The 26,767-nt window shown below is 56.5% G+C and carries 32 protein-coding genes, 1 tRNA gene and 1 pseudogene; 12 read left to right on the top strand and 22 right to left on the bottom strand.

Annotated elements, in window-relative coordinates; genetic code table 11:
- Genes IPI71_07390 through IPI71_07330 form a run of 13 tightly spaced genes read right to left on the bottom strand, consistent with a single transcriptional unit; the run spans nt 1 to nt 7,670 of the window.
- On the bottom strand, nt 1-1,011 hold the full coding sequence (locus IPI71_07390) for an NADH-quinone oxidoreductase subunit H (protein ID QQR70494.1): 1,011 nt from the start codon (nt 1,009-1,011) through the stop codon (nt 1-3).
- A complete protein-coding gene (locus tag IPI71_07385; GenBank protein QQR70493.1) occupies nt 1,008-2,234 on the bottom strand; it encodes a nickel-dependent hydrogenase large subunit in 1,227 nt (408 codons plus the stop codon). Before IPI71_07385 ends, IPI71_07390 begins: the two co-directional genes overlap by 4 nt.
- On the bottom strand, nt 2,231-2,854 hold the full coding sequence (locus IPI71_07380) for an NADH-quinone oxidoreductase subunit C (GenBank protein ID QQR70492.1): 624 nt from the start codon (nt 2,852-2,854) through the stop codon (nt 2,231-2,233). The genes IPI71_07385 and IPI71_07380 overlap by 4 nt, the downstream gene beginning before the upstream one ends.
- Nucleotides 2,851-3,285, bottom strand: a complete 435-nt coding sequence (locus IPI71_07375; protein ID QQR70491.1) for an NADH-quinone oxidoreductase subunit B family protein — start codon at nt 3,283-3,285, stop codon at nt 2,851-2,853. The genes IPI71_07380 and IPI71_07375 overlap by 4 nt, the downstream gene beginning before the upstream one ends.
- Nucleotides 3,282-3,626, bottom strand: a complete 345-nt coding sequence (locus IPI71_07370; protein QQR70490.1) for a hydrogenase — start codon at nt 3,624-3,626, stop codon at nt 3,282-3,284. The genes IPI71_07375 and IPI71_07370 overlap by 4 nt, the downstream gene beginning before the upstream one ends.
- 1 nt (nt 3,627) lies before the next feature.
- Nucleotides 3,628-5,199: an NADH:ubiquinone oxidoreductase gene (locus IPI71_07365; GenBank protein ID QQR70489.1), complete on the bottom strand. Its 1,572-nt coding sequence runs from the start codon at nt 5,197-5,199 to the stop codon at nt 3,628-3,630.
- Nucleotides 5,196-5,540 carry a cation:proton antiporter subunit C gene (locus tag IPI71_07360; GenBank protein ID QQR70488.1) on the bottom strand — a complete coding sequence of 115 codons (345 nt, stop codon included), beginning with the start codon at nt 5,538-5,540 and terminating at the stop codon, nt 5,196-5,198. Before IPI71_07360 ends, IPI71_07365 begins: the two co-directional genes overlap by 4 nt.
- A 1-nt stretch (nt 5,541) precedes the next feature.
- Nucleotides 5,542-6,012, bottom strand: coding sequence for a sodium:proton antiporter (locus tag IPI71_07355; protein ID QQR70487.1), 471 nt, complete (start codon nt 6,010-6,012; stop codon nt 5,542-5,544).
- A complete protein-coding gene (locus IPI71_07350; protein ID QQR70486.1) occupies nt 5,999-6,283 on the bottom strand; it encodes a hypothetical protein in 285 nt (94 codons plus the stop codon). Before IPI71_07350 ends, IPI71_07355 begins: the two co-directional genes overlap by 14 nt.
- Nucleotides 6,280-6,534: a DUF4040 domain-containing protein gene (locus IPI71_07345; GenBank protein ID QQR70485.1), complete on the bottom strand. Its 255-nt coding sequence runs from the start codon at nt 6,532-6,534 to the stop codon at nt 6,280-6,282. The genes IPI71_07350 and IPI71_07345 overlap by 4 nt, the downstream gene beginning before the upstream one ends.
- The gene (locus tag IPI71_07340) at nt 6,531-6,887 is read right to left on the bottom strand and encodes a monovalent cation/H(+) antiporter subunit G (GenBank protein QQR70484.1); all 357 of its coding nucleotides are present in this window, start codon (nt 6,885-6,887) and stop codon (nt 6,531-6,533) included. The genes IPI71_07345 and IPI71_07340 overlap by 4 nt, the downstream gene beginning before the upstream one ends.
- Nucleotide 6,888: 1 nt before the next feature.
- Entirely contained in the window at nt 6,889-7,146 is a 258-nt protein-coding gene (locus IPI71_07335; GenBank protein QQR70483.1) for a cation:proton antiporter, read from the bottom strand.
- The gene (locus IPI71_07330; protein ID QQR70482.1) at nt 7,143-7,670 is read right to left on the bottom strand and encodes a Na+/H+ antiporter subunit E; all 528 of its coding nucleotides are present in this window, start codon (nt 7,668-7,670) and stop codon (nt 7,143-7,145) included. The genes IPI71_07335 and IPI71_07330 overlap by 4 nt, the downstream gene beginning before the upstream one ends.
- 332 nt (nt 7,671-8,002) lie before the next feature.
- Here IPI71_07330 and IPI71_07325 point away from each other — a divergent pair, with 332 nt between their 5' ends.
- Genes IPI71_07325 through IPI71_07315 form a run of 3 tightly spaced genes read left to right on the top strand, consistent with a single transcriptional unit; the run spans nt 8,003 to nt 10,835 of the window.
- Complete coding sequence (locus IPI71_07325; GenBank protein ID QQR70481.1) at nt 8,003-9,412, top strand: phosphoadenosine phosphosulfate reductase family protein; 1,410 nt, start codon at nt 8,003-8,005, stop codon at nt 9,410-9,412.
- Nucleotides 9,390-9,995 carry an imidazole glycerol phosphate synthase subunit HisH gene (gene hisH / locus IPI71_07320; protein QQR70480.1) on the top strand — a complete coding sequence of 202 codons (606 nt, stop codon included), beginning with the start codon at nt 9,390-9,392 and terminating at the stop codon, nt 9,993-9,995. The genes IPI71_07325 and hisH overlap by 23 nt, the downstream gene beginning before the upstream one ends.
- Nucleotides 9,996-10,040: 45 nt before the next feature.
- Nucleotides 10,041-10,835, top strand: coding sequence for a hypothetical protein (locus tag IPI71_07315; protein QQR70479.1), 795 nt, complete (start codon nt 10,041-10,043; stop codon nt 10,833-10,835).
- Between the two features lie 228 nt (nt 10,836-11,063).
- On the opposite strand, the gene IPI71_07310 is transcribed toward IPI71_07315, so the two are convergent.
- The 4 genes from IPI71_07310 to IPI71_07295 are packed head-to-tail and all read right to left on the bottom strand — an operon-like array spanning nt 11,064 to nt 15,480.
- Entirely contained in the window at nt 11,064-11,660 is a 597-nt protein-coding gene (locus IPI71_07310) for a helix-turn-helix transcriptional regulator (protein ID QQR70478.1), read from the bottom strand.
- The gene (gene alaS, locus IPI71_07305; protein ID QQR70477.1) at nt 11,653-14,394 is read right to left on the bottom strand and encodes an alanine--tRNA ligase; all 2,742 of its coding nucleotides are present in this window, start codon (nt 14,392-14,394) and stop codon (nt 11,653-11,655) included. The genes IPI71_07310 and alaS overlap by 8 nt, the downstream gene beginning before the upstream one ends.
- Nucleotides 14,395-14,428: 34 nt before the next feature.
- Nucleotides 14,429-14,782, bottom strand: coding sequence for an SWIM zinc finger family protein (locus IPI71_07300; GenBank protein QQR70476.1), 354 nt, complete (start codon nt 14,780-14,782; stop codon nt 14,429-14,431).
- Nucleotides 14,773-15,480 carry a Nif3-like dinuclear metal center hexameric protein gene (locus IPI71_07295; protein ID QQR70475.1) on the bottom strand — a complete coding sequence of 236 codons (708 nt, stop codon included), beginning with the start codon at nt 15,478-15,480 and terminating at the stop codon, nt 14,773-14,775. The genes IPI71_07300 and IPI71_07295 overlap by 10 nt, the downstream gene beginning before the upstream one ends.
- A 93-nt stretch (nt 15,481-15,573) precedes the next feature.
- On the opposite strand from IPI71_07295, the gene IPI71_07290 reads away from it, so the two are divergent.
- Both IPI71_07290 and IPI71_07285 read left to right on the top strand, forming a co-directional pair.
- On the top strand, nt 15,574-17,082 hold the full coding sequence (locus IPI71_07290) for a homocysteine biosynthesis protein (protein ID QQR71983.1): 1,509 nt from the start codon (nt 15,574-15,576) through the stop codon (nt 17,080-17,082).
- On the top strand, nt 17,079-17,471 hold the full coding sequence (locus IPI71_07285; GenBank protein ID QQR70474.1) for a 4Fe-4S binding protein: 393 nt from the start codon (nt 17,079-17,081) through the stop codon (nt 17,469-17,471). Before IPI71_07290 ends, IPI71_07285 begins: the two co-directional genes overlap by 4 nt.
- A 193-nt stretch (nt 17,472-17,664) precedes the next feature.
- On the opposite strand, the gene IPI71_07280 is transcribed toward IPI71_07285, so the two are convergent.
- Entirely contained in the window at nt 17,665-18,981 is a 1,317-nt protein-coding gene (locus IPI71_07280) for a 2'-5' RNA ligase family protein (GenBank protein QQR70473.1), read from the bottom strand.
- 109 nt (nt 18,982-19,090) lie between these two features.
- Here IPI71_07280 and IPI71_07275 point away from each other — a divergent pair, with 109 nt between their 5' ends.
- On the top strand, nt 19,091-19,801 hold the full coding sequence (locus tag IPI71_07275) for a UPF0280 family protein (protein ID QQR70472.1): 711 nt from the start codon (nt 19,091-19,093) through the stop codon (nt 19,799-19,801).
- 14 nt (nt 19,802-19,815) lie between these two features.
- Here IPI71_07275 and IPI71_07270 read toward each other — a convergent pair whose 3' ends face one another.
- The gene (locus IPI71_07270) at nt 19,816-20,223 is read right to left on the bottom strand and encodes a hypothetical protein (protein QQR70471.1); all 408 of its coding nucleotides are present in this window, start codon (nt 20,221-20,223) and stop codon (nt 19,816-19,818) included.
- A 379-nt stretch (nt 20,224-20,602) separates the two neighbouring features.
- Between IPI71_07270 and IPI71_07265 the strand changes: the two genes are divergently transcribed.
- From IPI71_07265 to IPI71_07245, 5 genes are read left to right on the top strand one after another with little or no spacing between them, the layout of a single operon-like run.
- Nucleotides 20,603-20,881, top strand: a complete 279-nt coding sequence (locus IPI71_07265; GenBank protein ID QQR70470.1) for a hypothetical protein — start codon at nt 20,603-20,605, stop codon at nt 20,879-20,881.
- Nucleotides 20,882-21,412: a tRNA (cytidine(56)-2'-O)-methyltransferase gene (locus IPI71_07260; GenBank protein ID QQR70469.1), complete on the top strand. Its 531-nt coding sequence runs from the start codon at nt 20,882-20,884 to the stop codon at nt 21,410-21,412.
- Nucleotides 21,403-22,488 carry an ATP-grasp domain-containing protein gene (locus IPI71_07255; GenBank protein QQR70468.1) on the top strand — a complete coding sequence of 362 codons (1,086 nt, stop codon included), beginning with the start codon at nt 21,403-21,405 and terminating at the stop codon, nt 22,486-22,488. Before IPI71_07260 ends, IPI71_07255 begins: the two co-directional genes overlap by 10 nt.
- Nucleotides 22,481-22,993, top strand: coding sequence for a transcription factor (locus IPI71_07250; protein ID QQR70467.1), 513 nt, complete (start codon nt 22,481-22,483; stop codon nt 22,991-22,993). Before IPI71_07255 ends, IPI71_07250 begins: the two co-directional genes overlap by 8 nt.
- Nucleotides 22,986-23,486, top strand: a complete 501-nt coding sequence (locus IPI71_07245) for an HDIG domain-containing protein (protein ID QQR70466.1) — start codon at nt 22,986-22,988, stop codon at nt 23,484-23,486. The genes IPI71_07250 and IPI71_07245 overlap by 8 nt, the downstream gene beginning before the upstream one ends.
- 4 nt (nt 23,487-23,490) lie before the next feature.
- On the opposite strand, the gene IPI71_07240 is transcribed toward IPI71_07245, so the two are convergent.
- Complete coding sequence (locus IPI71_07240) at nt 23,491-23,991, bottom strand: regulator of amino acid metabolism, contains ACT domain protein (protein ID QQR70465.1); 501 nt, start codon at nt 23,989-23,991, stop codon at nt 23,491-23,493.
- Nucleotides 23,992-24,157: 166 nt separating this feature from the next.
- Here IPI71_07240 and IPI71_07235 point away from each other — a divergent pair.
- Nucleotides 24,158-24,242: transfer RNA gene (locus tag IPI71_07235), tRNA-Leu, on the top strand.
- Nucleotides 24,243-24,561: 319 nt separating this feature from the next.
- On the opposite strand, the gene IPI71_07230 is transcribed toward IPI71_07235, so the two are convergent.
- A complete protein-coding gene (locus IPI71_07230; protein QQR70464.1) occupies nt 24,562-25,116 on the bottom strand; it encodes a HEAT repeat domain-containing protein in 555 nt (184 codons plus the stop codon).
- A gap of 86 nt (nt 25,117-25,202) precedes the next feature.
- Nucleotides 25,203-26,763, bottom strand: a pseudogene (locus IPI71_07225) (IS1634 family transposase).
- Between the last annotated feature and the right edge of the window lie 4 nt (nt 26,764-26,767).

The raw sequence follows: 26,767 nt of genomic DNA, 5'->3' as shown, positions 1-26,767 counted from the left end.
CTAGAACACCCCCGCGAGGATAGAATCGGCCATCAGCAGCAGGAGCCCGGCCAGCCCGATTAGGGCGAAGGTGATCCAGTACACCCTGACCACCTGGTTGATCCGGAAGCGGGCCATGCCCACCCGCACGAGAGTCACGGCAATGGACATCACCAGGATCACCTTGAAGAGAAAGAAGGCCAGGTCGGCGATCTGGGCAATTCCTGCCGGCATAGCCACAAATGAGGAAAGGTTCCATGGGAAAAAGACTGCGACGATGAGGGCTCCCAGCACCAGGGTTTTTACCGCGGTGGCGAGGGAAAAGAGCGCAAGGTTCCGGCCGGAGTACTCGACCAGCAGTCCACCGGCAAGCTCGGTTTCTGCTTCCTGGGTGTCGAATGGGATCCTGGAGAGTTCAGCGGGCGTAACCACTGCAAGAACGATGAGAAGGAGGATCACCCCAATAAAACCGAGCGGTCCGACAAGTCCCCAGACCGGGTTCCCTGCTATCGTCGAGAGCAGGAATGGGTAGGCAACGCCCGCTGCCCAAAGACGCCAAGCGATGGCAATCACCACGATCGCCAGCGGGAACTCGTACCCGATCATGGTCACCATTTCACGCTGCGCCCCGACGGTAGCGTATGGTGATCCTGAAGCAAACCCTCCGGCAACCATGGCGAGCGCCGGGATGGTGAGCAGGTACATTACCAAGATCAGATCGCCATACATCCCCAGTGGTGAGTTGAGGCTCCCAAGCGGTATGTAGAGCAGGATGACCAGGCTCGAGACGAGCGCGATGATCGGGGCAAGGTTGAAGATCCAGGGGATGGCGTTCTCCGGGACGATGTTCTCTTTCACAAGCAGCTTCCGGATATCGATGAACGGCTGCCGGAGGGGAGGGCCGATACGGGCCTGCATGTGGGCAGCGATCTTCCGGTCGATGCCGAGCAGGACCAGGCCGGCGATGAGGCCAAAGAGTGATACACCAACCGTCCAGAGGACAATTACACCGATAGTAGTGGGAAGGGTCATTGTTGCAGCCTCCTGGTCTTTTCAACTGACAACCGGTGCAGGTCTTCCTTGGAGAGAATCGACCGCGACCCCATTTTCACCACCGCAACCCGATCGGTGCAGGAGAGGCAGGGGTCGATTGAGGCTACAATGATGGGGATATCGGCGATCTGCTCGCCCCGTAGCATGGGGATCCAGGACATCAGGTTCGAGTACGAGGAAGCCTTGACCTTCCAGGCATGCGGGGCCTCCTTGCCTTCCATCAGCACGTAGTGAAAGCATTCTCCACGGGGGGCTTCCACCCTCCCTATAGCTTCCCCCCTGGCCTTCTTGCAGATGGCCAGGAGCTTGGCAAGCTTCGGTTCTGCGGTGATCTCACCAGCCGGCATCTCGGAGATGCACTGACGGATGATCCCGCAGGACTGGCCTACCTCGAGCAGCCTGACCACGATCCGGTCGTATACGTCTCCCCGGGTCTCGCCCGCATACTGGTCGGGGAGGATGGCCCGGACTTCGAGGTCGCCATAGGCACAGTACGGGTAATCCTGCCGGAGGTCGACATTCACCCCGGACGCACGGGCAGTGGGGCCGACAGTGCAGAGCTTCAGGGCATCGTCCTTCGAGAGCACCCCCACATCCCGGCACCGCATGGCGATGGTCTTGTCATGCAGGAAGAGATCGAGGAGCTTTGTTAGTACTCCCTCGTATGCGGAGAGGCAGTCCTCGATGACCTTGTGCTGCTCCGGGACGATGTCCCGCCGCACCCCTCCCACCTGCACGAGCCCGTAGTTGACGCGGTTCCCGGTGAGGTTCTCAATCACGTCCATCGCCTGTTCCCGAACCCTCCAGGTCAGGTGCAGCAGCGAGTCGAACCCGAGCTCATGGGCAGCCACTCCTGCCCAGAGCAGGTGGGACTGGATTCGCTCGAATTCAGCGATGATGGTGCGGATGTAATCGGCCCGCTCCGGGACCTCAATCCCTGCTACCTGCTCCACCGCACGGGAAAAAGCCAGGGTGTGGGAAACCCCGCAGATCCCGCAGATACGGTCAGTGAGGTGAACGATCTGTACCGGGTTTCTGCGCATGCCCATCCACTCGATACCCCGGTGGACGTGACCGGGTGCAAAGTCCACCTCCCTGATCCGTTCCCCTTCCATTTCGAAGGTAAACATCACTGGTTCCTTCAGCGCCGGGTGAGTCGGCCCGATGGGGACGATGTAGGGGACTTTCTTCTCCCCGCTCATGAGGATCCCTCCCCTGCAGGTGAATCTTCTGATGGAAGTTCGCACAGTTCCTTTTTTTCGGCCGGGGGAGCCGGGCGGTCGACCGGGCGCTTTGAACGCCAGAGCTCATTGATCATGCCTTCGGGAACACCGGTCTCATCCTTTCTCCACGGAAAGACACCGTCAGGGAAGTCATCGGGAAGAAAGAGCCGGCGCCCGTCCGGGATGTCTGTGACCCTGACCCCGAGGAATTCCTGTTTCTCCCGCTCGGAGAATACGGCTCCGGGGATGAGGCCTGAAATGGTGGGTACAGAGAGATCGTCCTTTGGAAGGTTGACGGAGAAGCTCACCGTGCATTCCGCTCCCCGATGCCCATAGAATACAGTGAAGTGGTAGATCAACCTGACCGCATCGCCGGTATCCACTCCGGAGATAACCGAAAGGTGGGGGAAGTGGATATCGATCAGGGTGGCAATGGCAGAGCAAAGGCTCGATCGGTCGATATCGATCCAGATGTTGAAGTTGGGGTTCTTCCGGACACCCACCCTCTGTTCGGTAATCCTGATATCGGTGACCGCCGCACCGAATCGCTCCCGGAAGACCTGGGCAACCTGGTCTGGTGTGAGTACCTTTTCTGTCATACACTGCCTCCTTCAAGCCTCTCGAGTTTCGCAAGCGCCGTGACGACTCCGTGAATTATAGCTTCAGGTCGCGGCGGGCACCCGGGCACGTAGACATCCACCGGGATGATCTCGTCCACCGGGCCCTCGAGGTTGTAGGAGTCGTAGAAGACACCACCTGAGATCCCGCAGGTCCCGATACACATTACCACTTTTGGATCCGGTATCTGGTTGTATACCCGGATCAGACGGTCCTTCATCTTTTTTACCACCGGGCCGGTGACCACCAGCACATCAGCGTGTCGTGGTGATCCTACCAGCTTGATACCAAAACGTTCGGGGTCGTACCGGGGTGTAATGGCAGCCACGATCTCGATCTCGCACCCGTTGCAGGACCCTGAATTGAAGTGGAATGCCCACAGCGACCGGTTGAAATATGGTGTAGGCTTCATATGAACATCACCACAACAAAGAGCGCTGCCATGATGCCGAGATACCAGAGCATGTAGTCGTTCAGGACACCGGTATGGGCAGGCACGATGAGGTCATAGTATCCCTTCAGGGCATCGAGATATCCCCAGTACAGGTTGGATGCTCGGACATGGACCATCTCTTTATCCGGCTCGGGGTTCCCCGAAATGAAAGGTACGGTCTGGATCGTTCCTTTCTTGTATCCCGGCTCGCCCCGATGCCGGATGAGATACACGATCACTGCTGCAACCACAACGGCGATCAGCCAGGCGAGGGGGTTCCAGAACCCGGTGCCCGTGGAGAGGGATTCAATGAGGGTCATCTCAGGCACCTCCGAGAACGGTAGCAATATACCCGCTCTGGTCTGCAAGGGCATGGGCGGCAGGGGCGATGAGGGCATCCACCACCGCTTGGGGAAAGAGGCCGAAGATGATCACGATCACCGCAAGAACCCCCATCCCTATCAGCATCGGCACCGGTGCCTCCTGCACCGTATCAAAGTCAGGGAGCTTGGGTCCCATAAATATTGAGTGAAAGACCTTGACAAAGGAGGCAAGTGTGAGGATGCTCACCACCATGGCGATCACCGCAAGAACTGGATTGAAGGCAAACACGGACTCGTATATCATTAGTTTCGAGGCAAATCCATTAAAGGGGGGTATCCCGGCAATGGCCAGGGCGCCTATGATGAAGAATACCATGGTGTATTTCATCGAGTGGCCAAGACCCCCCATCCTGTTGAGATTGTAGGTCCCGATCCTGAAGAAGATGGCCCCGGCAGTGAGGAAGAGGAGTCCCTTGTACATGGCATGGTTGATGATGTGGAATATCCCGCCTTCCATGGCGATGTACCCGAAGGATTCCATGAGCGGCTGGTTGCCGAGCACCGCGAGCCCAACGCCGACCCCGAGCAGCATGTAGCCTGTCTGGGAGATGGCATGGTAGGCCATCAACCGCTTCACATTCTTCTGGGGAATGGCCATGGTCACTCCGATTACCATGGAAAGTATCCCGAGAATGATGATGATCCATCCGACGGTCATCGCATTGAGGGTTACGTTGTAGAGGGTGAAGACCACCCGGAAGAGCCCATACAGGCTGGCCTGGCTTGCCACCACCAGCATGGCAGTTATCGATGAGGGGGCCATAGAGTAAGCGTCAGGAGTCCAGAAATGCAGGGGGACAGCCCCGCACTTCATGGCCAGGGCGGTGATGATCAGCACCAGGGCTACCTGGTCGAGTAAGGTGAGCTGCATCCGGGACGCGATCATGGCGATATTGAGGGCATTGTATTCCCCGTAGTAGATCCCGATGGCAACGAGGATTGCCATAGCCCCGATGGTCGAGAGGACGAAGTACTTGAGCGCGGCTTCCACGGCAAGACCCCCGTCAATGCGGTACGCGATCAGGCCAGCCGAGGCGATAGAGAGGATCTCGAGAAAGACAAAGAAATTGAAGAGATCCCCGGTTGAGACCATACCCATAATCCCGGTGATCATCAGGAGGAACAGGGTGTAAAAACTCTCGAGTCCTGAATGGATGCGGTCGGCCGAGAGGGAGTAGACGAGGACGGCAAACCCGCAGACCGCTGCGATCACCTGCATCAACGCGCTCATGGCATCGACGGTGAAGATGATCCGGATGGGAATACCGCCTGAATCGAGCGGGACGACAAGGTTGGGAGATGTTGCTCCGAATACATAGATCCGCGTGCCGTGCAAAAGGACGTCGGAAGCGAGCAGGAGCGCGACCAGGGTGGTCAGGGTCATGATCAGGATAATCCATGCTGACCGGACTTTTGGGGAAACCCTGCCGATGAACGGCGCCGCAAAGGCTCCGAGAAGGGGAAGCATGATCAGGAGCGCCGGTGAATGCGTGATAACGAATCCGTTCATTCGCGGAGCCTCCTGATCTGATCGGTATCGATTGTCCCGTACTTCTTCCAGATGACCACGGCGAAGGAGAGAAGGAGCGCACTCGTGGCAACCCCGATAACGATCGAAGTGAGGGTCAACGCCTGCGGAGTGGCCATGACCATATCGATTGACGGAGCTGTCGTATAGATAGGAGCGATCCCTCCCTCGCGGTATCCGAGGCTGATCAGGAAGAGGTTTACCGCGGATTCAAAGATGGTTATGCCGAGGAAGATCTTGATCAGGTTCTTCTTCATTACGATCGTTGCAAGCCCGATCAGGCACAGCACCACCACGGCTATGAAGGGGAGGTTCCAGAACATGTCAGGTTCCCTCCTCGCTCTTCAGGCCCGAGAGAAGGTACAGGAGAATGATCGTCAGGCCGCCCCATACCTCGATGCCGACAGCGATGTTCATGATCGGGATGACCCCGGCGGTATCAAGCTCACCGGGGTTTGGCCCGAAGGCAACAGGCAGGCCGAACAGGCCGCCCGAGTTGGCAAGGACGTTATAGAAGAAGGCGTATCCACAACCGAGGGCAAGGGCCGCTGCACCGATGAAGAGCAACAACCCTGCCGATTCCTGGGCCTTCATGGTCACCTTCCGGATCATCTCCGCGACATCCTCGTATGCCCAGGCTGCGATCACGATTGCCGCCCCTGTGGCTACTATTGCGCCGCCCTGGAACCCGCCTCCCGGGGTAAGGTGACCATGCATGATGATATAGAGCCCGAAGATCAGTGCAAAGGGGTAGAGCAGGTCTGCCCCGGTCCGCACAAGTTTACTCATCCTCATACTCTTCCCCCTTGAACATGCGCCGGAACATCAGCCCGGTTCCCACCACGGCAGTGAAAAGGACGACCGATTCGCCGAGGGTGTCGAACCCGCGGTAATCGAAGACCACAGAGGTGACGATGTTGTTTGCAGCCGTCTGTTCCTGGCCGTGTTCCAGGAAATAATCATCCATGTCGCTTGCTGCCGGCATCCCGAACTCCAGCAGTCCGGGAATCAGCAGGAGAGCTCCGGAGAGGATAATGAAGGTGACCACAATGAGGGCTCGTTTCATGGTCCACCTCCTTCATACCGGCTGGTTGCCCGGATAGCGACGATGAAGATGGCCGTGGTGAGCCCAGCACCGATTGCTGCCTGGGAGATGGCTACATCCGGGGCCTGGAGTATGTAGAACTCGAGAGATATCAGGAAACTGAAAACCCCTGCAGCCAGGGTTGCAGCCAGCAGGTCCCGGAACCAGTACACCATCAGCGCAGAGATGGCGAGTCCGGCGAGAACCAGCACATGGGCCAGCACTTCAATCATGGCCGAACCTCCTCCAGCCGGTCAACGACCGCCTGGGCCGGTTTGATACCGCTCCGGTGGGCTCCCCGTGCGATTGCATGCGATCCCAGCGCGTTCGTGAAGGCAAGGGCCACGGCAGCGATCAGGGTATGGATGGCGAGCACTGCATACTGGGACTCGGCACTTCCCAGGTATGAAGCGATCCCGTAGATGATCACTGCCAGTGCGGTGAAGACCGACCCAAAAGTGGTCATCTTGGTGGTGGCATGCATCCTGGTATAGACATCCGGGAACCGGAGGAGACCGATGATGCCCAGCGTGTTGAAGAAGCTCCCGATCGCAAGGCAGGCAACGATGATAAATTCCGCAATCATCTCACAGGTCACCCCCGATATACTTGGCGATGAAGAGGGTGCTGACAAAGGAGAGGAGAGCATAAACGATAGCCACATCGATGAAGATGATCTGCCTGTAGACGACGCCGAACAGGATCAGTACCGCGACCGTGAGCGTATTCACCGTGTCAACGGCGACCGCCCGGTCTGCAGGGGTGGGTCCGTGGAACAGCCGCACCATGGCCAGGAAGACCAGGGCGATCAGGATAAATGCGACGGGAGGGAAATATTCCATCATTCGGCAATCCTCCGTATCCAGGCAGGGATGTCGGCAAAGGAGAAGAGTTCACGCGCCGGAGTCACCGTCTTCTCTTCACCACCGGGTTCGATATTGATGTTATGGACGAACAGGTCGTTGGTCTTCTCATCAATATCGACCGTGATTGTCCCAGGGGTGAGGGTAATCGAGTTTGCCAGCATGAAGATTCCGAGATCGGTTTTCAGGCCAGAAGATACCCTGATGATCCCTGGACGAATCCTGCCGGTAATCACACGCACTGCTACATCTATGTTTGCCATGGTGACCTCGATGAGGAAGGGTCCGAGGATATAGACCGGTATGAGCAGGAGGCGCAATGGGTGTACCATCCGGTAGTTTTCAGAGCGGCACAGGAACTTCCTGGTTATTCCTGCCACGACGATACCCAGCCCTGCACCCGCGATGAGTTCAGAAGCTGACCAGAACCCGATTGATCCGCTCCCCGCAGTCAGAAGAAGGTAGATGAAAAAGGCGAGGAGGAATGTGACAAGAAAGGCGATCATCGGATCACCCCGGGCCCCTGGATTGGTCGGTCTGGTGTTCCATATCCCACATGACGATCACATGCACTCAGAACATGACAGGCACCTGGCCACCCGGCCACGGTGGTTTGGGGAATTGTTACTCCGGTCATATCTGGTAATATACGGAAAGGTAGCTATCTGAGGCCTGATAAACAATACTATTTGGGGTGTAAAAGAACCTCGAATTGACGACCGTTTAAATAAAATTTGGAAAATTCAACATCGTATGGCGGCAGCCACAGCATCTAGGGCTGGACTGGGCATATCATGTTCCTATTTATTGTTCAATCACCCACGTCTGATTACCAATCATGCGGCCGGCTTACCTTGGAAAGATGCATCTCCACTGGTGCGATATCTGCCACGTACCGGTTCTTTCCCCTTTCTGCGGGTGCGGGGCTGCCACGCGGAAGGTCGCGCTCACACCACCGGGTGACGCCCGCCCCGCTTTCCCGGCCGACTGCGCACTGGTCAACCGAATTTACGAGGATCATTTCGGGGCACCGCTCATCCCGGAAGGGACACTTGCTCTCTTAAACAAGGTCCCTGATACCGACCGGATGGAAGAGATCATCATCGGCGGATGCGTTGTCGGTGCTATCCGGTATGTAACCACCGGGAAGCGGTGGGAACCTCTACCCCGTCCCGAAGCGGTCCGATTACTGAGACCTGCACGCAGGTTCGTCGAGGTCGATGAAGGGGCGGTACCTTCGATACGTGACAAGGGTGCCAGTGTCCTTGCGCCTGGTCTTCGGACCATCGATCCATATGTCCGCGCTGGAGAGGAGGTCTTTATCCTCGCACCTGATGGGAGTTGCGCCGGTGTGGGGAGGGCAAAGGTCGATGCCGATGAAGCCATGGCCATGGACCACGGGGCGGTGGTCAGGACCAGAAAAAATGCCCCCTCAGTCTGTATTCCTGGGCGCTCGACATGGGAGGATGCGGTGGTTGCAAACTCGCTGGTCATCGAAGAAGCGGAGGCAGAAGCAGTCCGTTTCGTGCAGGAGGTTGCCGGGAATACCGCCCGGCCGGCGAACATCTCGTATTCGGGAGGCAAGGACAGTCTCGCCACGCTGCTCGTGGTAAAAAAGGCGCTTGGAACAGTGCCCCTCATCTTTATCGATACCGGCCTTGAATTTCCTGAAACGCTCGAGAATGTTACGGTTGCGGCCAGGAAGTACGGGCTCGAAGTGATCCGGGTGAGCGGAAAGGATGCCTTCTGGGAATCTTTCGAACGGCTGGGTCCTCCTGCCATGGACTATCGCTGGTGCTGCAGCGCCTGCAAGCTCCGGCCGGTCCGGAATCTTATTCAGGAACGATGGGGGGAATGTCTCTCCTTTATCGGTCAGCGGAGGTATGAATCGATGCGCCGGAATGAGAGCAAGCGGATCTTCAGAAACGGGATCGTGAAGAACCAGATCTCGGCAGCCCCTATTCATAACTGGACTGCGCTGCATGTATGGCTCTACCTGTTCCGCGAACAGGCCCCCTGGAACCCCCTCTATGAGCGGGGGCTCGACCGGATCGGGTGTTTCATGTGCCCTTCCAGCGATGTAGCGGTTATCGAAGAGATACGGGAACAGTACCCGGATTTGTGGCGCGGGTGGAGCGACCGGCTCGATGACTGGCAGGAGGTTCATGGACTGCCGCCGGATTGGGTGACCACAGGCGGTTGGAGGATCAGGGGGGAGACGTGCGATGAAGCGTATCGTTATAGTTGATTACGGTCTTGGAAACCTCCGGAGCGTCTCCCGTGGCCTGGAAAAATCGGGAGCAGTACCGCTTATAACCTCCGAGATCGAGGAGATCTCGGCTGCTGAAGGGATAGTGCTCCCCGGTGTGGGGGCATTCCGGGTCGGTATGGAGCAGCTTGCTGCCATGCGGCAGGGCATCACCGATGCCGCCAGATCGGTCCCCGTGCTCGGGATATGCCTCGGCATGCAGATGCTTTTTGAGTGGAGCGAAGAGGAAGGCCATCATGCCGGTCTTGGCCTCATCCCGGGAACCGTGCGAAAATTCCCAAGAACCCCGGGCTACAAGATCCCCCACGTGGGCTGGAACACTCTGCATATCGTGCTCCCCGACCATCCCCTCATGGACGGCATCCCCGAAGGATCGTACGTTTATTTCGTCCATTCATTCTATGCGGGCACGCAGTTTCCCAATACCGTCGCCACCACCCGCTTCATATGTCCGTTTGCCTCCGCAGTCGCATCCGGAACCATTCACGGCGTCCAGTTTCACCCTGAAAAGAGCGGGGCAGTAGGGCTGCAGATCCTCAAAAATTTCATCGGTCTCGTCTAGGTGGCTCCCGGAAACATATTATCGTGCCCGGGGAAACAGAGGGATATGAGACGCATTCTTTTTTTCCTGCTGTCAACCGTCCTCTTCTGCGGGGCTGTCCAGGGATATGTCATATTCATCGATGCCCCGGACGAGCTCCGTGCCGGTGCCCCGCTCCTGGTCACCGGGAATACCACGTTCCCGACAGGAGCCCAGTTTGACATCATCCTGTACAGGACGCAATTCACCACTCCCGAAGAAATCGCGAGGAGGATGATCGTTGTCGATGAATCGAAAGAATTCGATGCCACATTTCCGACCACCGGGCTGCAAGCCGGGAAGTACAAGGTGGAGGTCCGGTTCCTGCAGGATCCCGGGTCGAAACTTGGCTCAGACTCGGTTACCCTGCAGCTCGTGAATATCATCGACCGCTCCGGGGAGATTGTCCTCACCACTCCCCGCGAACAGGTTCTGCCCGAGGCGCTCCTCATCGAAGGTTACATCCCCAACCTCGGTGTGGCGACCATTACCCTGAAGATCAGTGGCCCGGGGGGTTTCTCGCTTCCAGACCAGTATGTCAGGACGACTACCAAGCCCGGAAAAATCGACGGATGGTTTTCCTACCGGGTCCCGGTGACCGAACCGGGAAATTACTACGTGGAGATCTATGACCGGGGCGGGTTCATGGCGACTATCAGGTATGCCGTTGAAGCGCCGGCCCCCGTGACCACCCCGGCAGGTACGGATAGCTCTTCGGAAGAGCCATCACCTACATCCCCGACGACAACCCCGTTTCCGCTCGCCGCCCTGGCAGCGGGAATTGCCGGTGTGGCCATCATATGTGCCGGGAGACAGGAATAATTCGTCAATTTATCCTTAATTTTTGGGCTGTCGAAAGGTAAGCGCTTTCACGGCACCCTGTGTGCACTCCACCGGAGCGTTTTCCGGAACGAGGAGGGGGGTGCCAGGCACAGGAGTTTTCTTCTTACCATAGAAGGACAGGGTATAATCGCTCATTCGGGGGTTGAACTGGTATCAGATGAGCAGCGATCCTGAAATTATGAAGAGCGGCCTTTCGGCCGTATACCGCTAGATCTTGCCCTTCTGCAATTTGTAGGCCTCATGCAAAAAGAGCAGGAGAGCAACCATGCATCCACCGAGGAAGAAGGCCAGGGCCAGGTTAACAACCCGGTCTGCCGCGACCGGTTCAGCCCCGGGAGCCTTCTCGGCCAGCATCCCCGCTCCGCCCCTTCCGTCCTGAGAGAAAGTAGGTGTTCCCGCCATGTCCTGAGGGAACCGGAACAGGGAGAGTATGGCCAGCACCGCGAGAGATGCCAGGACAACGATGACGAAAAGCGATGCATATTTCAGGAGGATGGAGCGGATGCTGGTTACTTTCGGAGCAACGATGACCAGCTGGTCCTTTAGCCGGTAGACCTTCACCTCTCTTCCCTTGACGCTATATCGGGTCTCGGAGATCTCAATGAGACCTGCTTCGAGCAGGTTGTCGATGTGGTACTTGAGTGTACCCATCGGGATGCTGAGCAGCCCGGTCAGATCCGATGCCGTCTTTGGCCCCTGCGAGAGGATGGTGAGGATATCACCTGCTGTCTGGCTGGATATCGCCTTGCCTATCTTCTGGGCCCGTTCGTCCCCTGGCTGGAGAACAATCACATCGTCAGTCATGCAATGCCGAAAATATCCGTTCCTTCCCAATCTTGAGTGCGAGCTCGATATTGTCGATATCCGGCCCGCCGCCCTGGGCCAGGGTCGGGGACCCGCCGCCTTTCCCTCCGAGGAGGCCGCAGACCTGCCCGATGATCCCCCCGGCGTTCACCTTGCTGCTCCCGGACATCAACACCACGTGGGCTCGTTCGATGCCGCTGACTAAGAGGGCAACGCCCCCCTGGTCAGATACCCGCGATGCGATGGACGCAAGATCCCGCGGCGCAAGGTCGATCCTGCGGACAACCACCGGCACTCCACCCACCGTCTCGGGAACGAGCCTTTCGATCTCCATCTCCACCATGCGCTGAGCCATTCGCTCGATCTCCTTTTTCTGGTCTTTCCACTCGGTAAAGAACCGCTGGACAGAGGATGGAAGGTTCTCCTGCTGTACAGAAAGGACAGCCGCGGAGTCGTTGATGATCTTTTCCAGCTGGTGGACATACTCCACTGCCGCCATGCCGACAGCGTACTCGAGCCGCTCGATCCCGTCCTGGATATGCTCAACCCTGATGATCTTGATCATCCCGATCTCTCCCGTAGACCGGCAATGGGTACCTGCGCAGGCCTCGATGTCTCCGGCGACCTGGACAATCCGGATCTCCCTGCCCGGAGGCACGCCTCCCTGGTAGAGCGCAAACCCGTACATTTGTTCCGCCTTTGTTCGGTCCTCGTGTTTGATATCCACCGGCTGGTCGCTCATCACCATCCGGTTGGCAATAACCTCGATCCGGTGCAGTTCTTCGGAAGTGATATGCTTGAAGTGACGGATATCGAGCCTGGCGCTCTCCTCCCCTTTCTGCGCCCCGGCCTGGTGAATGTGTGCCCCGAGAACCTCCTTTGCCGCCCGGAGGAGAAGATGGGTCGCGGTGTGATGGCGCATGAGGGACCAGCGGCGCTCTTCATCAACGATCCCCTTCACCCGGTCGCCCCTGCGGAGCAGGCCGCCTGAAGTATGGTGCACGATGACGTCCCCGATCTTGTGGACGTCATCCACCCGCACCATGCTCTCGGCACTGATCAACATGCCGGTATCTGCAGGCTGTCCGCCCCCTTCGGGATAAAAGAGGGTCTGATCGAGCACCGCATACCCCTCGAAGCAATCGAGCACCATGGCATCGAACTCCATATCGCAGGGCTGCTCGTAAAAGAGCTTCCGGGTCTGGGGCAGGCCGCCGATACGGTCGCGGAAACGGGCAAACGGGTCCTGTTCCTCCTCCTCCCCGGACTGGGAGTGCATATCGGCGATCAGTGAGTAGAAGTTGTCCGGGAGATCGATGACAGCCCCTTCCGCAACAGCGATATCCCGGGTGATCTCGGGCGGTATCCCATGGGAATCGTAGAGGGTGATGATCTCCTTGAGTGGAACCCTTTCCCGCCGGTTCTTGTAGGTCTTTGCCACTTTCTGGACGATCTTCGATCCCCGGGATAGGGTTGCATGGTATTTTTCCACCTCCCGGTCGACAATCTCCCGCACGACAACGATGTCCTGTTCAAACGATCGGGTGCCCACGATCCGTAACTGCTGCTCGATCAGGTCGGCGAGATGGTCCGGGATGCCGAGCTCGTTCATCATCCGAAGCGTTCTCCTGATGACCAGCCTGGCGAGATAGCCTTCCCTGACATTCGAGGGGACGATGCAGTCCCCCAGCATATAAGCCAGGCAGCGGGTATGATCCACGATGGCATACACTTTCTCTACTGGGGTGATCATCCGGTCAAGCTTCTCGATGGGGACATCGATTGCCGCAGCTACCTTCTTGCGGAGTTGGAAAAGGTTGGCACCGGAGATATCCATCACGCCGGCGAACCTGGCATTTAAAGAGAGAATCTTGGTATACTCATGGTTATCGAGGAAGTGATCGAGCCCTGCCGATTCCATCACCCTGCTGACCATTTCTGGAAACACGGCATCGTAGATGGTTGGCGAACCGCGTGATGCCCATACAAAACGCTCCAGGCCATAACCGGTATCCACTATCCAGTTCTTCATGGGATAATAGAGCTCGCCATGGAGATCCACGGGGGGCTTGTCAGTCTTCTGCCGTCCGAGGTTCATGAAGACCAGGGTGGCGACTTCGAGGCCGCCAATGAGAACTTCAAGGCTTGGTCCGGCGTTACCGCCACCAATCCAGGGATGCTCCTTGTAGGTGACCTGCTCGAGATTGCCACCGATAGAAGAGAGAAACTGTTCGCACAGTTCAAGCGTCCGCTCCTTCCAATAGATCTCTTTGGAATCAGAATTGAAGGCGTGGTGGGCCATCATCTCGAAGAGCGTCAGGTGCCTTCCCGACCTTCCTACCGAGTCGAGATCGTTCAACCGGATGCAGGGCTGGGAGATGGCCAGCGGGTTTGCCGGAGGGGGCACTATTCCACCGGTTACCCATGGCTGGAAGTCGGCGATAGAGGCGATCGTCAGGTAGATATCGTCCCGCCAGCGGGCCACTACCGGGTAGCGTTCGATCCGGGTGTGGTTGTTCTTCTCGAAGAACGAGAGGAAAGCCTCCCGCATCCCATCGACGGTATGTTGCCGGAAGACAGGGTTTCCGATGAAATTGTAGGTCTCGCAGGGCGCGTCACCGCAGATCTCCTGGTCCAGTTTCCTTGTCCAGAACGCCGCTCCACATTTCCGGCAGATCTTTCGGGTCAGCCCATGGGTGGTAAAATATTCGAGCTGGTATTCTTCCTCGAGCATGGAAAACCACGTGGTATGACTAATTTTGGATTTGCTACGATAAATATTGTTTGCAGGTCGGAGAACCGGCGTTCCAGCAGTCCTGGTACCAGAGGTCATATGACTCGTAGTCCCCTGAGAGTGCAGCGATCTTTACCGCAAGGACATGCCAGCAACCGCCACCCCGGTAAAAATAAACCGGGCAGGTGCAGAACTCGTCTTCGACGATATATTCGCCCGATGTGCCGACTACGATATAGAAGTCCAGGTATTTCTTGATCCGGTGCTCATCGATGGCCTTGAGGGCCTTTCGTCCCCGGTCCCCGAACATGCGGATGATCTCCTCCCGGAGTGCAGGGGTAAGTTCTCCTTTATTCCGGAGCCGGGTGAAAAAGTCCTCTACGTCCATACCGTTGTTACCGGGGGATCATCGATAAATCCCCATCCCATCTTCCCGGCAAGCGCCCGCATCCCCGGTGCTTCGAGAGCATAGTGGCTGCTCTGGAGGAGAGGGAGCGGCGAAGCCCGGGCCGTGGCATGTTTCAGGTCGGCAGAGAGAAACGCTTCTGCGCCAAGAGATGCAGCTTCCTCGATCAAATCGAGATCAAACCCGCTCCCTCCCACTACACCGAGCCTGCAGGGGAGGGGCGGTTGGCCCCAGGCAATGAGCGGTGCCCTGAGCCGGCGGGCGATCTCGGGCAGGGTGAGGTGGCAGTCCCCGCAGACACCGAGGCTCATGGGGCTTGTCCCGGAGAGGTCCAGGATCGAGGCAAGGGTATCGTTGATCCCGCCAGTGGCATGGTCGAAATTGGTATGCATCACATACACGTTCATTCCCGCGGTAAAGATCTCCCGCAGGAGTGCGGCAAGAAGGCCGGAGATCGTCGTCACGGGCACCCAGAGCGGGGTGTGGTGCACAACCAGGAGATCGGCATCCATCCTGATCGCTGCCCTGACGACCGGGAGGGTGACATCGAGTGAGCATGCCACCTGCCGGACTTCCCTTTTTCCTTCGATGACGAGCCCGATCTTCCCCGTATCCATCTCCTCAGCCAGGTCCGGCGGAGCGATCCGCTCGAGTTCCTGTATGATCTCTCCTATATCCATGGGAGAGTATCAGTTACCCTGCGTTTAAAACTAGCAATTACTGGTAGTAATATACCACATCATTAAATATTCTAAAAGATGAAGATCAGTGCCATGGAAAAGACCATCGACCTGATCAGGGAACGGATCAGGGACGGAAATGCACGGGTGGTCACGGCAGAGGAGATGCCCGTAATCGTCGAAGAACTGGGTGAGGAAGGCGCACTCCGCGAAGTCGACGTAGTCACCACCGGGACATTCGGGGCCATGTGCTCGTCCGGGGCCTTCCTGAATTTCGGACATGCCGATCCTCCTATCAAGATGGAGCGGGTATGGCTCAATGATGTCGAGGCATATGGGGGAATTGCTGCAGTCGACGCGTACATCGGTGCAACCCAGAAATCGACCACGCGGGAGGAATATTACGGTGGCGCCCATGTCATTGAAGACTTCGTATCGGGTAAAACAGTCGAGCTGCGGGCACTCTCGACCGGGACGGACTGCTATCCCCGGCGGACCATCACCACCGAGATCCTGCTCGAGAACCTCAACGAAGCCACCATGGTCAATCCCCGGAATGGGTACCAGCGGTACAACGCAGCAACCAATTCCACTGACCGGACACTAAGCACCTACATGGGGATGCTCCTTCCGAACTGTGGAAATATCAGCTTCTCGGGATCCGGGCTCCTCAATCCCATCACGAACGATCCGGCATTCCGCGTAATCGGGAGCGGTGTGCCGGCATTTCTCTGCGGGGCGCCGGGGATGATCGTTGGCGAGGGGACCCAGCACTCCCCTGCCGGAGGTTTCGGGACACTGATGGTCACTGCCGATATGAAAAGGATGTCCCCGGATTTTCTCAGGGCGGCCACCATGACCGGGTACGGCGTCACCCTCTATGTGGGCCTGGGCATACCGCTGCCGGTTCTGGATCTGGACATGGTCCGCTCGACTGCGGTTCGGGATGAGGATATAATCGTGGATATCATCGACTATGGGATTCCATCCCGGGATCGGCCCTCCCTGCGGAAGGTCAGTTACGCAGAGCTGAAGAGCGGGGGCATCGAGCTGAATGGTGAAGAGGTTCGAACGTCTCCGCTCTCCAGTTACCGGCGCGCCCGGGAGGTCGCACTCACCCTGAAGTCCTGGGTGGAGGAGGGGAAGCTCGACCTTGCCCTGCCGACCCGGAAGATCGATGCCACCAGGAAAGCCCATCCCCTTCGAGAGACCGTCCAGGGCCCGCGAGTCCTCGATATCATGGACCGGAAGGTGTTCTCCATCGGCCAGGACGAGGAGATACGCTCGGCGGCCCAGAAGCTCCTGAAGGGCGAAACAAACCACCTGCCTGTGATAGATTCCAGCGGGAGGCTGGTGGGGATCGTGACCACCTACGACATTTCGAAAGCGGTGGTCAATCCTGGCAAAGCGAAGAGGGTCAGAGACATCATGAAGAAACGGGTGATCACTACCACGATGGAAGAACCGGTGGACATCGCGGTCAGGAAGCTTGAGAAGCATAACATCAGTGCACTCCCGGTTGTCGACCGCGAAGAGCGGGTGATAGGGATGCTTACGGCAATGAACCTCGGCAAGCTCTTCGGCGGACGGTGGCTGAAATGAAGCTGATCGTGACCTTTTCCCGGAAAGCAGGGAAGAAACCGATAATCGCCCAGGTGGTCCGCGATACAGGTGTCCTGATCAACGTGGAGCGGGCGCAGATCGATTCATCCGAGGGCGAGGCGCTCATCGACATTCCTGACGATGCCTGCAGCGTGGTGAAGGAGGGGTTGTCCCGCCTCGGGGCATCGGTCCGCGTGCTAGAAGATGTCATCTCGCTTGACGAGAGCCGTTGCATTGATTGCGGAGCCTGTATCAGTATCTGCCCCCAGGAAGTATTCTCGTTCGATGAGGACTGGAAGCTCGTGGTCAGCGGGGAACGCTGCGTTCTGTGTGGTCGCTGCATCGAGATCTGTCCGCAACGGGCGCTTTCGCAGAAAGGGGAGGGGTAAGGAAGAGGTCGGCCCTTCAAGTGTGTCCGGGACGGCCTTTTTTTGGCATAAGTGTAGCGATTCCAGCGATCCAGGACCGGCGTTCGGCAGGCAACCGCTTTTTTTGCCGGAACCGGCCGTGAATGTCCTGGTTCGCGGTTTTGCCGGTCTCTGTTCCACCCTGGTGCTCCAGCCCTCACGCCGGAGGCATGAGTTATCCGGGCCGGGAGTCCCGCAGTCTCCGGGCCTCATCGAGAGTAGCCGCCTTCTCCCCGGGGCGGATGGCGCGGACAAAGGAAGCAATCTCATCGAGGCTTACGGGGGCATACTTCACGAGCTCGGCGCTTACATTGATTGTCCGCTGCTCACCGTTGATGAAAGGATAACGTTCCAGATCATTGTTATGGATGTGCCCGTGAATCACCCATCCATGGGAGTCCTCCGGCACCTCACCGGGATTGTGGATACAGAGAAAGGGGATGTCCTGGCAGGTGACCATGAGGGAGGGGACAGCGCCGGGTAGCGGGTCGTCATGGTTCCCTATGATAGAAGTGATGTTTCCTTGCAGCCGGTTCAGAAAGTGATCGGCAGGCGGAGCGCCCCTGCCATACCGGAGATCGCCCAGGTAAATGACCAGGTCGTCCGGCCGCACGGTGAAGTTCCAGTTGTCAAGGAGCACGGTATCCATCTCGATGACTGATGAGAATGGCCGGTGGCAGTAGCGGATGATGTTGGTATGACCAAAGTGGAGGTCTGAGATCACGAAAATACCCGGCGTTGTCCGGTATACCGGCCCGGTGAGCTGTAATCCCTGTGAAATTCTATACTCACGGCGGGTAATAACCCAGAGATCTGGGTTGAAAGCCTCTGCCCGGGAAAGCCAGGTTCCACGGACAAGGTCTAATTCCTTCCAGAGACTTCCCCGCCGCAGTAGTGCCATCCGGAACAGTGTCAGCGGAGAGCTGCATCCATCGGCATGGATGGCCGGGGCCACCCCGCCCTCCCTGTATTCCCGGCCGGTTTGCAACGCCTCCCGGACCCTGCTTCGAACCGCATGGATCTCGCTCCGCGAGATTGAGACCCGGAGTGAGATGTGGAAGATCCGGGAGCCGGGAGGCCGGTCGATCCAGGTACACCATGCTGTCTCAGGGGACAGGGCGGTGACGAGTTTGCGGTAGAGACCAACCATGTTAGTATCCGGAGCAAGAGAGAGGGTGATAGCCATCCCTTTCCGTCCTCTCAACCAGAGCGGGTCGCCGATCATGCAGGTGACGGCCTCAGTCCCGGACGCTGCCTCCCTGATGCGGTCCAAAAGGATGGAATCGGGAGATCCGGCAGGAAGCCCAAATGGGCCAAACAGGGTGACATGGGGCGCCCTAGTCTCTCCTGAGCGGGCCGGGGTTATCTCGGTAAAGCGCGATGCCAGGGTTGCGATGCCGTGGTCGTGAATGCGTGCCAGGATGAGATACGTGGCCGGTCTACGGGTGCCACGTCGTCTCGCTCTCCGTCGCCTGGAACAGACGCTTCTCATGCTTCTCTGTAAGCCTCATCCCGGTCTCATAAATACCTGCAGGAAGCCGGTTACTGTTGCCGATCCGTGCGGCGGGTATATGCACACCGAGCAATAGACTGTACCGGTAATGATCCGGTGCCGGTTCCACCTCAGGGAGACCATCGCGACCATTCTTGCCGATGAGCAGGGGCATATCGCCGCTGCACGGGAAGGGATCATCTCCGCCCGCCAGGAGCTTGAACGCTATGCTATCGGCGATCCCTTTTTTCTCTCGACTCTCGAACCCTATCCGGTTAGAACCGGGATTGGTGTCGTGGATCGTATGGCAGAAGCGGGAGAGTCCGCAGGAGTCGGCCCGATGGCCGCGGTTGCCGGGGCTATTGCGTGGGCAGGGGTTGAGGCGATGCAGGAGGCCGGTGCGCTCTTTGGGGTGGTCGATAACGGTGGAGATATCGTCCTTGTCACAGACCGGGAGGTTACCATCGGAATCCATGCGGGGGCTTCACCCCTGTCTGACAAGCTGGGCTTCGTCATCGGCCCGGACCCTGTCATTCGCGGCATCTGCACCTCATCAGCAACAGTTGGGCATTCCCTCTCGTTCGGGATTGCCGATTCGGTCACGGTCTTTTCCCGGAACCCTGCCCGTGCCGATGCATGGGCCACTGCCGTCTGCAACCGGATCAGACCCGGCGACACTTCGGTTTTCAGCACTCTCGATCCCGATCAGGTAGACGGAGTCTTCGCAATCATTGGCGAACAGGCCTTCCGGTGGGGACGGATTCCGGATCCGGTACGGGTGCGTGACCGCCGCGATCTCATATCCGGGGGCCTGCTCTGACCCGCATCGAGGAGTCAGAGATGTTCATCGATAAAGGATAGAGCCTTCAGATATGCATCCTGGCCGGTAAAGCTGGCAAGAACGGTTTGCCCGTCACCAACTGAAATGACCGGCGATCCACCTGCAACCAGGAAGATAACCTCGCAGGACTCGCGTTCGGCAACCACCACCCCGGTCACGAGGGCAGATCCAGGCTGGAGCATCAGCCGTTCGGCTTCGAGGTCACCGGGATTCTCGCGGAAATAGAAATAGAAGATCTGGAAGGCGTTCAGGAGGTCGGACGCAAAGAGATCTTCCCGTATCCGCGGGTCGAGCCGTTCAAGGCTCACGGCAAGGACTTCAGGGTCGTCCTCCCCCTTCTCAAGTAAAGCATCGGCGATACCGGTCAGCACGGGGTAGGGGAGGGGCTCTTCATCATTCACTTCCCTAGAGCTCGACACTCTGTGGAGAAAATGATATCCTACCTGAATCTCTAAAAAACGACTCTGTAGAAATCCTAAACAACAAGGCACGTAACGACGACCAAAAGATCTGAAGATAAGATCTGAAATTAGCGTCTCCATAATTTGATATGTCAATTAATGAGACAAACAAGAAATCAGGGAGCTCGATTATCAGGTTTATCCAGGTCGCGATTTGCGTTATAGAATCAACTCACCTCAAGGATCTTCCTCACTCGGGTAAAAGAAATCTCAGGAAAATTGATTGTCTTTAACATCCACAGACACTTACAATTTCCTTCCTGAAGGTTTTCCACAGGGCAAAAAAAACTATATTCTGGTATTCGTGGAATGAGTATACGTGAAAGATGAAGACCTGGACTGGGGGGTCTACCATCTCCTCATCGAGGATCCCTGCCAGAACAAGGAGGCCCTCGCCAACAGGATTGGATGCAGGACCGAGGAAATCGAGCAATCGCTCGGGCGGCTCGAGCAGTCGATGCTGATCTCGCAGGAGACCGGAGGATGCCGGGTTCTCTCGGTCCAGGAGATGTTCCTCAAGTGCCAATCCAGATATGACCTCCAATCACCGATAACGTTCGAGGGCGGGGTTATCCGGTTGAAAAAAGGGCATGAGTGAATGGCGCACCTGGCAGTCCTCAGGATTGGACACCGGCCGGAACGCGACCAGCGGGTCACCACCCATGTCGGGCTCGCCGCCCGGGCATTCGGCGCAGACGGGATGTACCTTGCCGCCAACGACCGAGGAGTGGTAGAGAGCATTACCGATGTCGTCAATCGTTGGGGCGGTGGTTTTTTCGTCAGGGACCACATCTCCTGGAAAAGGTGCATCCGGGAATGGAAAGAAGCCGGTGGCGTGGTTGTCCACCTGACCATGTACGGCGAACGTATCCAGGACCGTGAAGAGGAGATCCGTTCCCATAACCGCGTTCTCGTTGTTGTCGGGGCGGAAAAGGTGCCCGGTGAGATCTACGGTCTTGCCGATTACAACATCGCGGTAACCGGCCAGCCTCATTCTGAGATATCGAGCCTTGCGGTTTTTCTGGACCGGTTCTTCCAGGGAACGGAACTCTGTTCAGAATTCCCGGGTGCACGGATCCGGGTTGTCCCGAGCAGGGACATGAAGTGTACCGAGGAACGATGGGATTGAAGGTGCTGGTGGCCGGGTTTTCCACCCGCCATGTGGCCCAGTCCGCGTTTGCTGCCGGTTACGAAGTATACGCCGTCGATCATTTCTCCGACCGGGACCTCTCTTTATATACCAGGGAGAGCGTCCGTTTTGACGAAATCGATGGGATATTGCCTGCAGTCGAAGAGATGGCCCGGCGACACGCACCCGACATCGTGATTGCCACATCAGGCGCCGAGCTGCTGCCATCCCGGAACCTCTATGGAACAGCTCCTGAAAAGGTGCAAAGGTTCCTCGATAAATTGACAACCCACCAATTCTTCGATGAAATCGGGGTCCGCACGCCCATGCTGCTCTCCCCTCACCGTTTTCCCGCGATGCTGAAGCCCCGGCGCGGTTCGGGCGGCTGGAGGAACCGGATTGTCAGTTCCGCCACCGAGCTTGAAGCCTGGCGGGCGGAGTTCAACGACCCCCCGGCGCTTGCCGAGGAAGTAGTCTCCGGGGCACCCTGTTCGGTCTGCTGCATTGCGGACGGCACCCGTGCGGTTGCCATCGCAGCGAACCGCCAGATGCTCAGGGGATCGGGTAGTGCTTCATATGGCTACTGCGGGTCGGTCACCCCTTTTCTCGACCCCCGCCACAATGCGCTGATCCAGGTTGCAGAACGAATTGCTTCGGCAAGCGGTTGTGTCGGGACGCTGGGCATAGATTTTATCGCCGGGGACGAGCTGTATGCCATCGAGATAAACCCCCGGTTCCAGGCAACGCTCGACACGGTCGAGATGGCTACCGGTATCAATCTCTTCTCTCTCCACCTTGCGGCATGCAGGGGGAGTCTTCCGGCAAAAAAACCATCCTGCCTGCAGGTATCAGCACGCAAGATACTCTTCGCAGATCGCTCCTTCACCATGCATAGGGACCTCTCCCGGCTCGCACCCATTGTCTCGGACATTCCCTGGCCTGGAACCGCATTTGAGGAGGGGCAGGCTGTCATTAGCGTCTACGGTTGGGGGTCGACCGAAGGGGAGGCGATGCGTCTCCTGCACAAGCATTTTCAGACAGTCCGTCAATATACAGATGGAAGGCTTTATGGATGAGATCCTGGAAAATCCGGCTATAAAAGCATATCTGCTCAGGTTGATCGGCGAGGAGGGGATCAACCTCCTGGAAAAATTCCCACAGGAGGGCGAGTGGAGCGATGAACAGCTCGCTGCCCAGACCGGCATCAATCTCAATTCCGTCCGACACTCCCTCTATACACTATACGAGAAACGCCTTGCAGAATACCGGAGAATCAAGAACAACGAAACCGGATGGCTCACCTATCTCTGGCACCTGCGGATGGACATGATCTATGAGGTCATACAGGACGATCTCGAGACCATTCTCGAGAAACTCGAGGCGCGGGAGCGGTTTGAGGAAGAGAACGATTTTTACATTTGCAAGGCCTGCAGCATGCACTATACCTTCAACCAGGCCTTCGACTTCGAATTTATCTGCCCATCATGCGATCAGACGCTGGAGCACTTCGATAATGAGATCCTGCTGCGTGCCCTCAAGAAACGTATCGAGGCGATAAAAGAGACGCTCGGGCATGCCTGACGGGGATGCGTACTATGACGAGATGCTCCGTGCGGCCGGGTGCAGCTTACGGGTGATTGCACACTGCCACGAGGTCAGAGATCTTGCGCTCGAGTTCTGTGACCAGTCACAGGTAGCCGACAGGGCCCTTGTCAATGCTGGGGCGCTGCTCCATGATATCGGCAGGGGCATTTCCCCTGCCATCTCCCATGCACAGGACGGGGCGGTCTGGTGCCGGGATAACGGGATCCCCGAAGAGATCGTGCGGATCGTCGAGCGGCACACCGGCGCCGGGCTTACCGCTGATGAATGTACCCTGCTTCGGCTCCTTCCGGTGGACTGCATGCCAGAGACTATCGAGGAGAAGATCGTGGCCAGTGCTGATAACCTGGTCAAGGGAGGGCAAAGGATATCCATCCACGACAGGCTCGCGGCATCGCTGTACCTTGACAAAATGGTCAGGTACCGTATCTACCGGTTATGGCTTGAGACGGAGCAGTTCAGGCGTTCGTGAGTGGTTAGAGGATAACCTGCTTTACCTGGGGTAGCTTCCGGATGGCTTCGATTACTTCTCCCGGTATCTCACCCTCGACAATGATGACCAGGCGCGGCTCCTCTGAGAGCTGGGGGTCGGTCACGAAGATCTGCCGGATGGTGAGGTTCTTGCCAGACACCACCCCTACCGCCGCGCTGACGATGCCCTTTTCCCGGGCATCCTGCGGGAGTATGGTGATGGATGAGAGCCCCAGGGGGACGGTGAGCTGCGAAAGGTCCGGGGTGGCACGGATGTTGGTGAAGACCTCCCGGAGAGGCGGTGCATTGAGGATCCGCCGGGCCGTCGCATCGACCACTCTCCGGTCTGTCCCGATGGCTTTGGCGATATGAGTGGCAGGGATCTCGATGCTGTTGCAGGTGATCCTGCCCTTCCCGTTCACCCCGAAACCATTCTCGAGCAGGAACCGTGCCACTCGGCCCTGCGAGGGGGAGTCTGAAAATTCCCTGATGATATCCGACCACATAAAGGGATAACTCTTGGCACCGGCCATATTTATACATCGCTGTCAGTAAAACGACATTCTCCTGGCACCATCCCTTCACATTCTCATGCATAACTGGCATCGTATCCCTGTTCCTTCGGATGGATACATTATTTTAGATCAACGCCCTCCATATTATGGCAAACATGCGAGGGTTGCCGAGCCAGGTCAAAGGCGCGGGCTTGAGGGGTCCGTCTCGTAGGAGTTCTAGGGTTCAAATCCCTTCCCTCGCATTCTAACCTAGGTTCAATGCCCCCGGGCTTTGTTTTTCTTCCACACCTCAAACGACCGTCTGGAGGTTTTTTTTATAACTCAATTAAAAGGATATTTTATTTCTTTCACGTGGGAAACGTGGACGGAGTAAATGATTTTCCATTCTGTTTTTTTCAGCCTGATTATGAGAGCGCAGCATGGTGATGAACATGGTTTCCCAGAAATATCGGTAGTTGTATGATCCTTTCCCTCCTCCTCGCCTGTTGCCACGTATTGGTTACCAGAATCTTTCGCAAAGCTTTTTCTGAAGACGGGAATCCTTCAAAGAAAAGAGCCGTGTTACACTTTCTTAGATCTTAATTTTTCAAGGGCTTTTTCTGACTCTTTCCGCACATCGGTTTTTTCATCTTTCAGCAACGGGGTAATGGATTCAATCGCCCGCGGGTCCCCGAGCTCACCCAGTGCCCAGGCAGCATGCGCACGGACATCGTGGTAACGGTCCTTGAGGAGAGGGATGAGTGCATCAACCGCCTTGGGATCACCGATCAATCCAAGAGCTTTTGCAGCACCATGGCGAACCCATTTGTCCTCGGAGGTCAGAACATGGATGAGAGGATCTACTGCGCGTTTATCCTTCAGCTTTCCAAGAGATTTGGTTGCCAGGTATCGGATCTCGGCTGATTCATCGTCCAGCGCTTCAATAAGAGCAGGAACTGCACTGACATCCCCGATCTCACCGAGTGCATCAGCAGACTTTGTACGTTCAAGGAGATCGCCATGCTGAAGTAGTTTAATGTAATCCGGGACTACATCCAGCCTCGATTTCATGAATTCCAGGACTTTTTCAAGATCTTCATCGATGTTTTTTGATATTTCCTTATTCTCCTCAGCCATACTGCATCATCCGATTTCTATGATGCTATCATGCACGCTACCCTAAAATGTGTATCGGAAACCAAGATCCCTGACTTCCGGGTAGTTTAAGCACATAGTCCGAGTGCATCCAGGATAGTTCTCTGTTTCTTTGAAATTTCAGTTATAATCGTCTCTCCCGTCACCAATCGAATCTTCTTGATCTTGGAAAGTTCGAGGAGAAGACCATCGAGGGTATAATCTTCCAGGAGTCCAGCGTCCTTCATCTGTTTCAGCAGTTTCATCCTCAAAATGAGGCTGATAAATGTGACAAAAAGAAACCCCTTCATTGTAGACTCCTTTTTCACATTCAGAGGGAGAACCTGGAGATCCTGTTTCAAAGTTCGGAATGTTTTCTCGATATAATCGCGTTCCCGATAGACGGTGAGACACTCCTTCCAATCGAGTGGTCCATGGGACAGAATGATCTGTTTGCCCATTCTGTTAACCCTCTGTGACACGGCATTATTCCGGATTTCGACCACAAACTGGTTACCCTGCACATGCCAGGAGAAATAATTCGAGAACTTTCCTGCGCACTCCTTAAAGATATCATCGGGCTTCCGCCACCGTGGTATTTTGAGACGCTCAAGTTTCTGTTTCAGGTCATGGAGGCGAACATAGAAGAGATTTCGTTCATCCTGCTCCCGCTTCATGTCATAATAGCAAAATGCTTTGATATCATTCCCGTGCACGTCGAATGAGATAGGCTTGACAAAGATCGGATTCTTCTGGTATTTCTGCAGGTATTGCGGGCTTTCAAGGTCACGTTGAAGCTCGGTGAGAACCTCTTTGACTTGTTTGAGCGTGAGGGACGCAGGTATTACGAATGAGAATCCTTCCTGGACCAGCTCTTCCAGGTTCCCCTGGCTGAAAAAACCACGGTCGAGCACCAATGTGTAATTGTTGACCCCTATGGCTCCGATTTTCTTGATGGTATTTTTTAAGGTTACGACATCGACAATGCTCCCCTGGTAGATGTCATACATAACGGGAATGGCCTGATGCGTGTCGAGAATAAGGAGAAATTGACTTGTGGAAGGTCCAAGCCATCACGATTATGCCCCATATTCCAGGAGAGATATGAAGCTGAATAACTTGAGAGACTGGTGATGTCATAGATGAGTGTTGCATCGGTGCCGAGGTTTCGAATGAGGAGATGCATGAATTCCTCGGGAACACCGCTGTTGCCAATGGTGGAAAGAAGTTCGCTGATAGATTGGCTGCTCAGATGGAGGTTCGGATTGGTGAGGAAGAGCGAGCTCTCTTCGTACCAGGTCGATACAAGGTGCATCGCGACGGGATGTAGGATCCGGTTGATGGCTATGGCGAGAATGGTCTCTTTCTCACTCTTGCTGGCAAGTGTGGAGAGATATTCATCAATGTGCAGGTCCTGGATGATTTGCTGAAGTGGGAGGAGATTTCCATGAGTGAATGCTTCCTTTGGGATTGCAGAGATGCTTGGGCCTGGAATACCTTCAGTTCTTACTTTTACTGGAACTCCATTGATATTTTCCCTAAATAATGTGAGGTGTGGCGGGTTTGTTTCTTCACCGGATCGTAGTAGGGAACATCCTCATACCAGTATTCTATCCCATTGATCTTCTTGATTCGGCGAATGGGTTTCATATGC

The organism is Methanolinea sp., from assembly GCA_016699325.1.
Classification (GTDB): domain Archaea; phylum Halobacteriota; class Methanomicrobia; order Methanomicrobiales; family Methanospirillaceae; genus UBA9949.
This window is presented reverse-complemented; position numbering and strand designations above follow the sequence as displayed.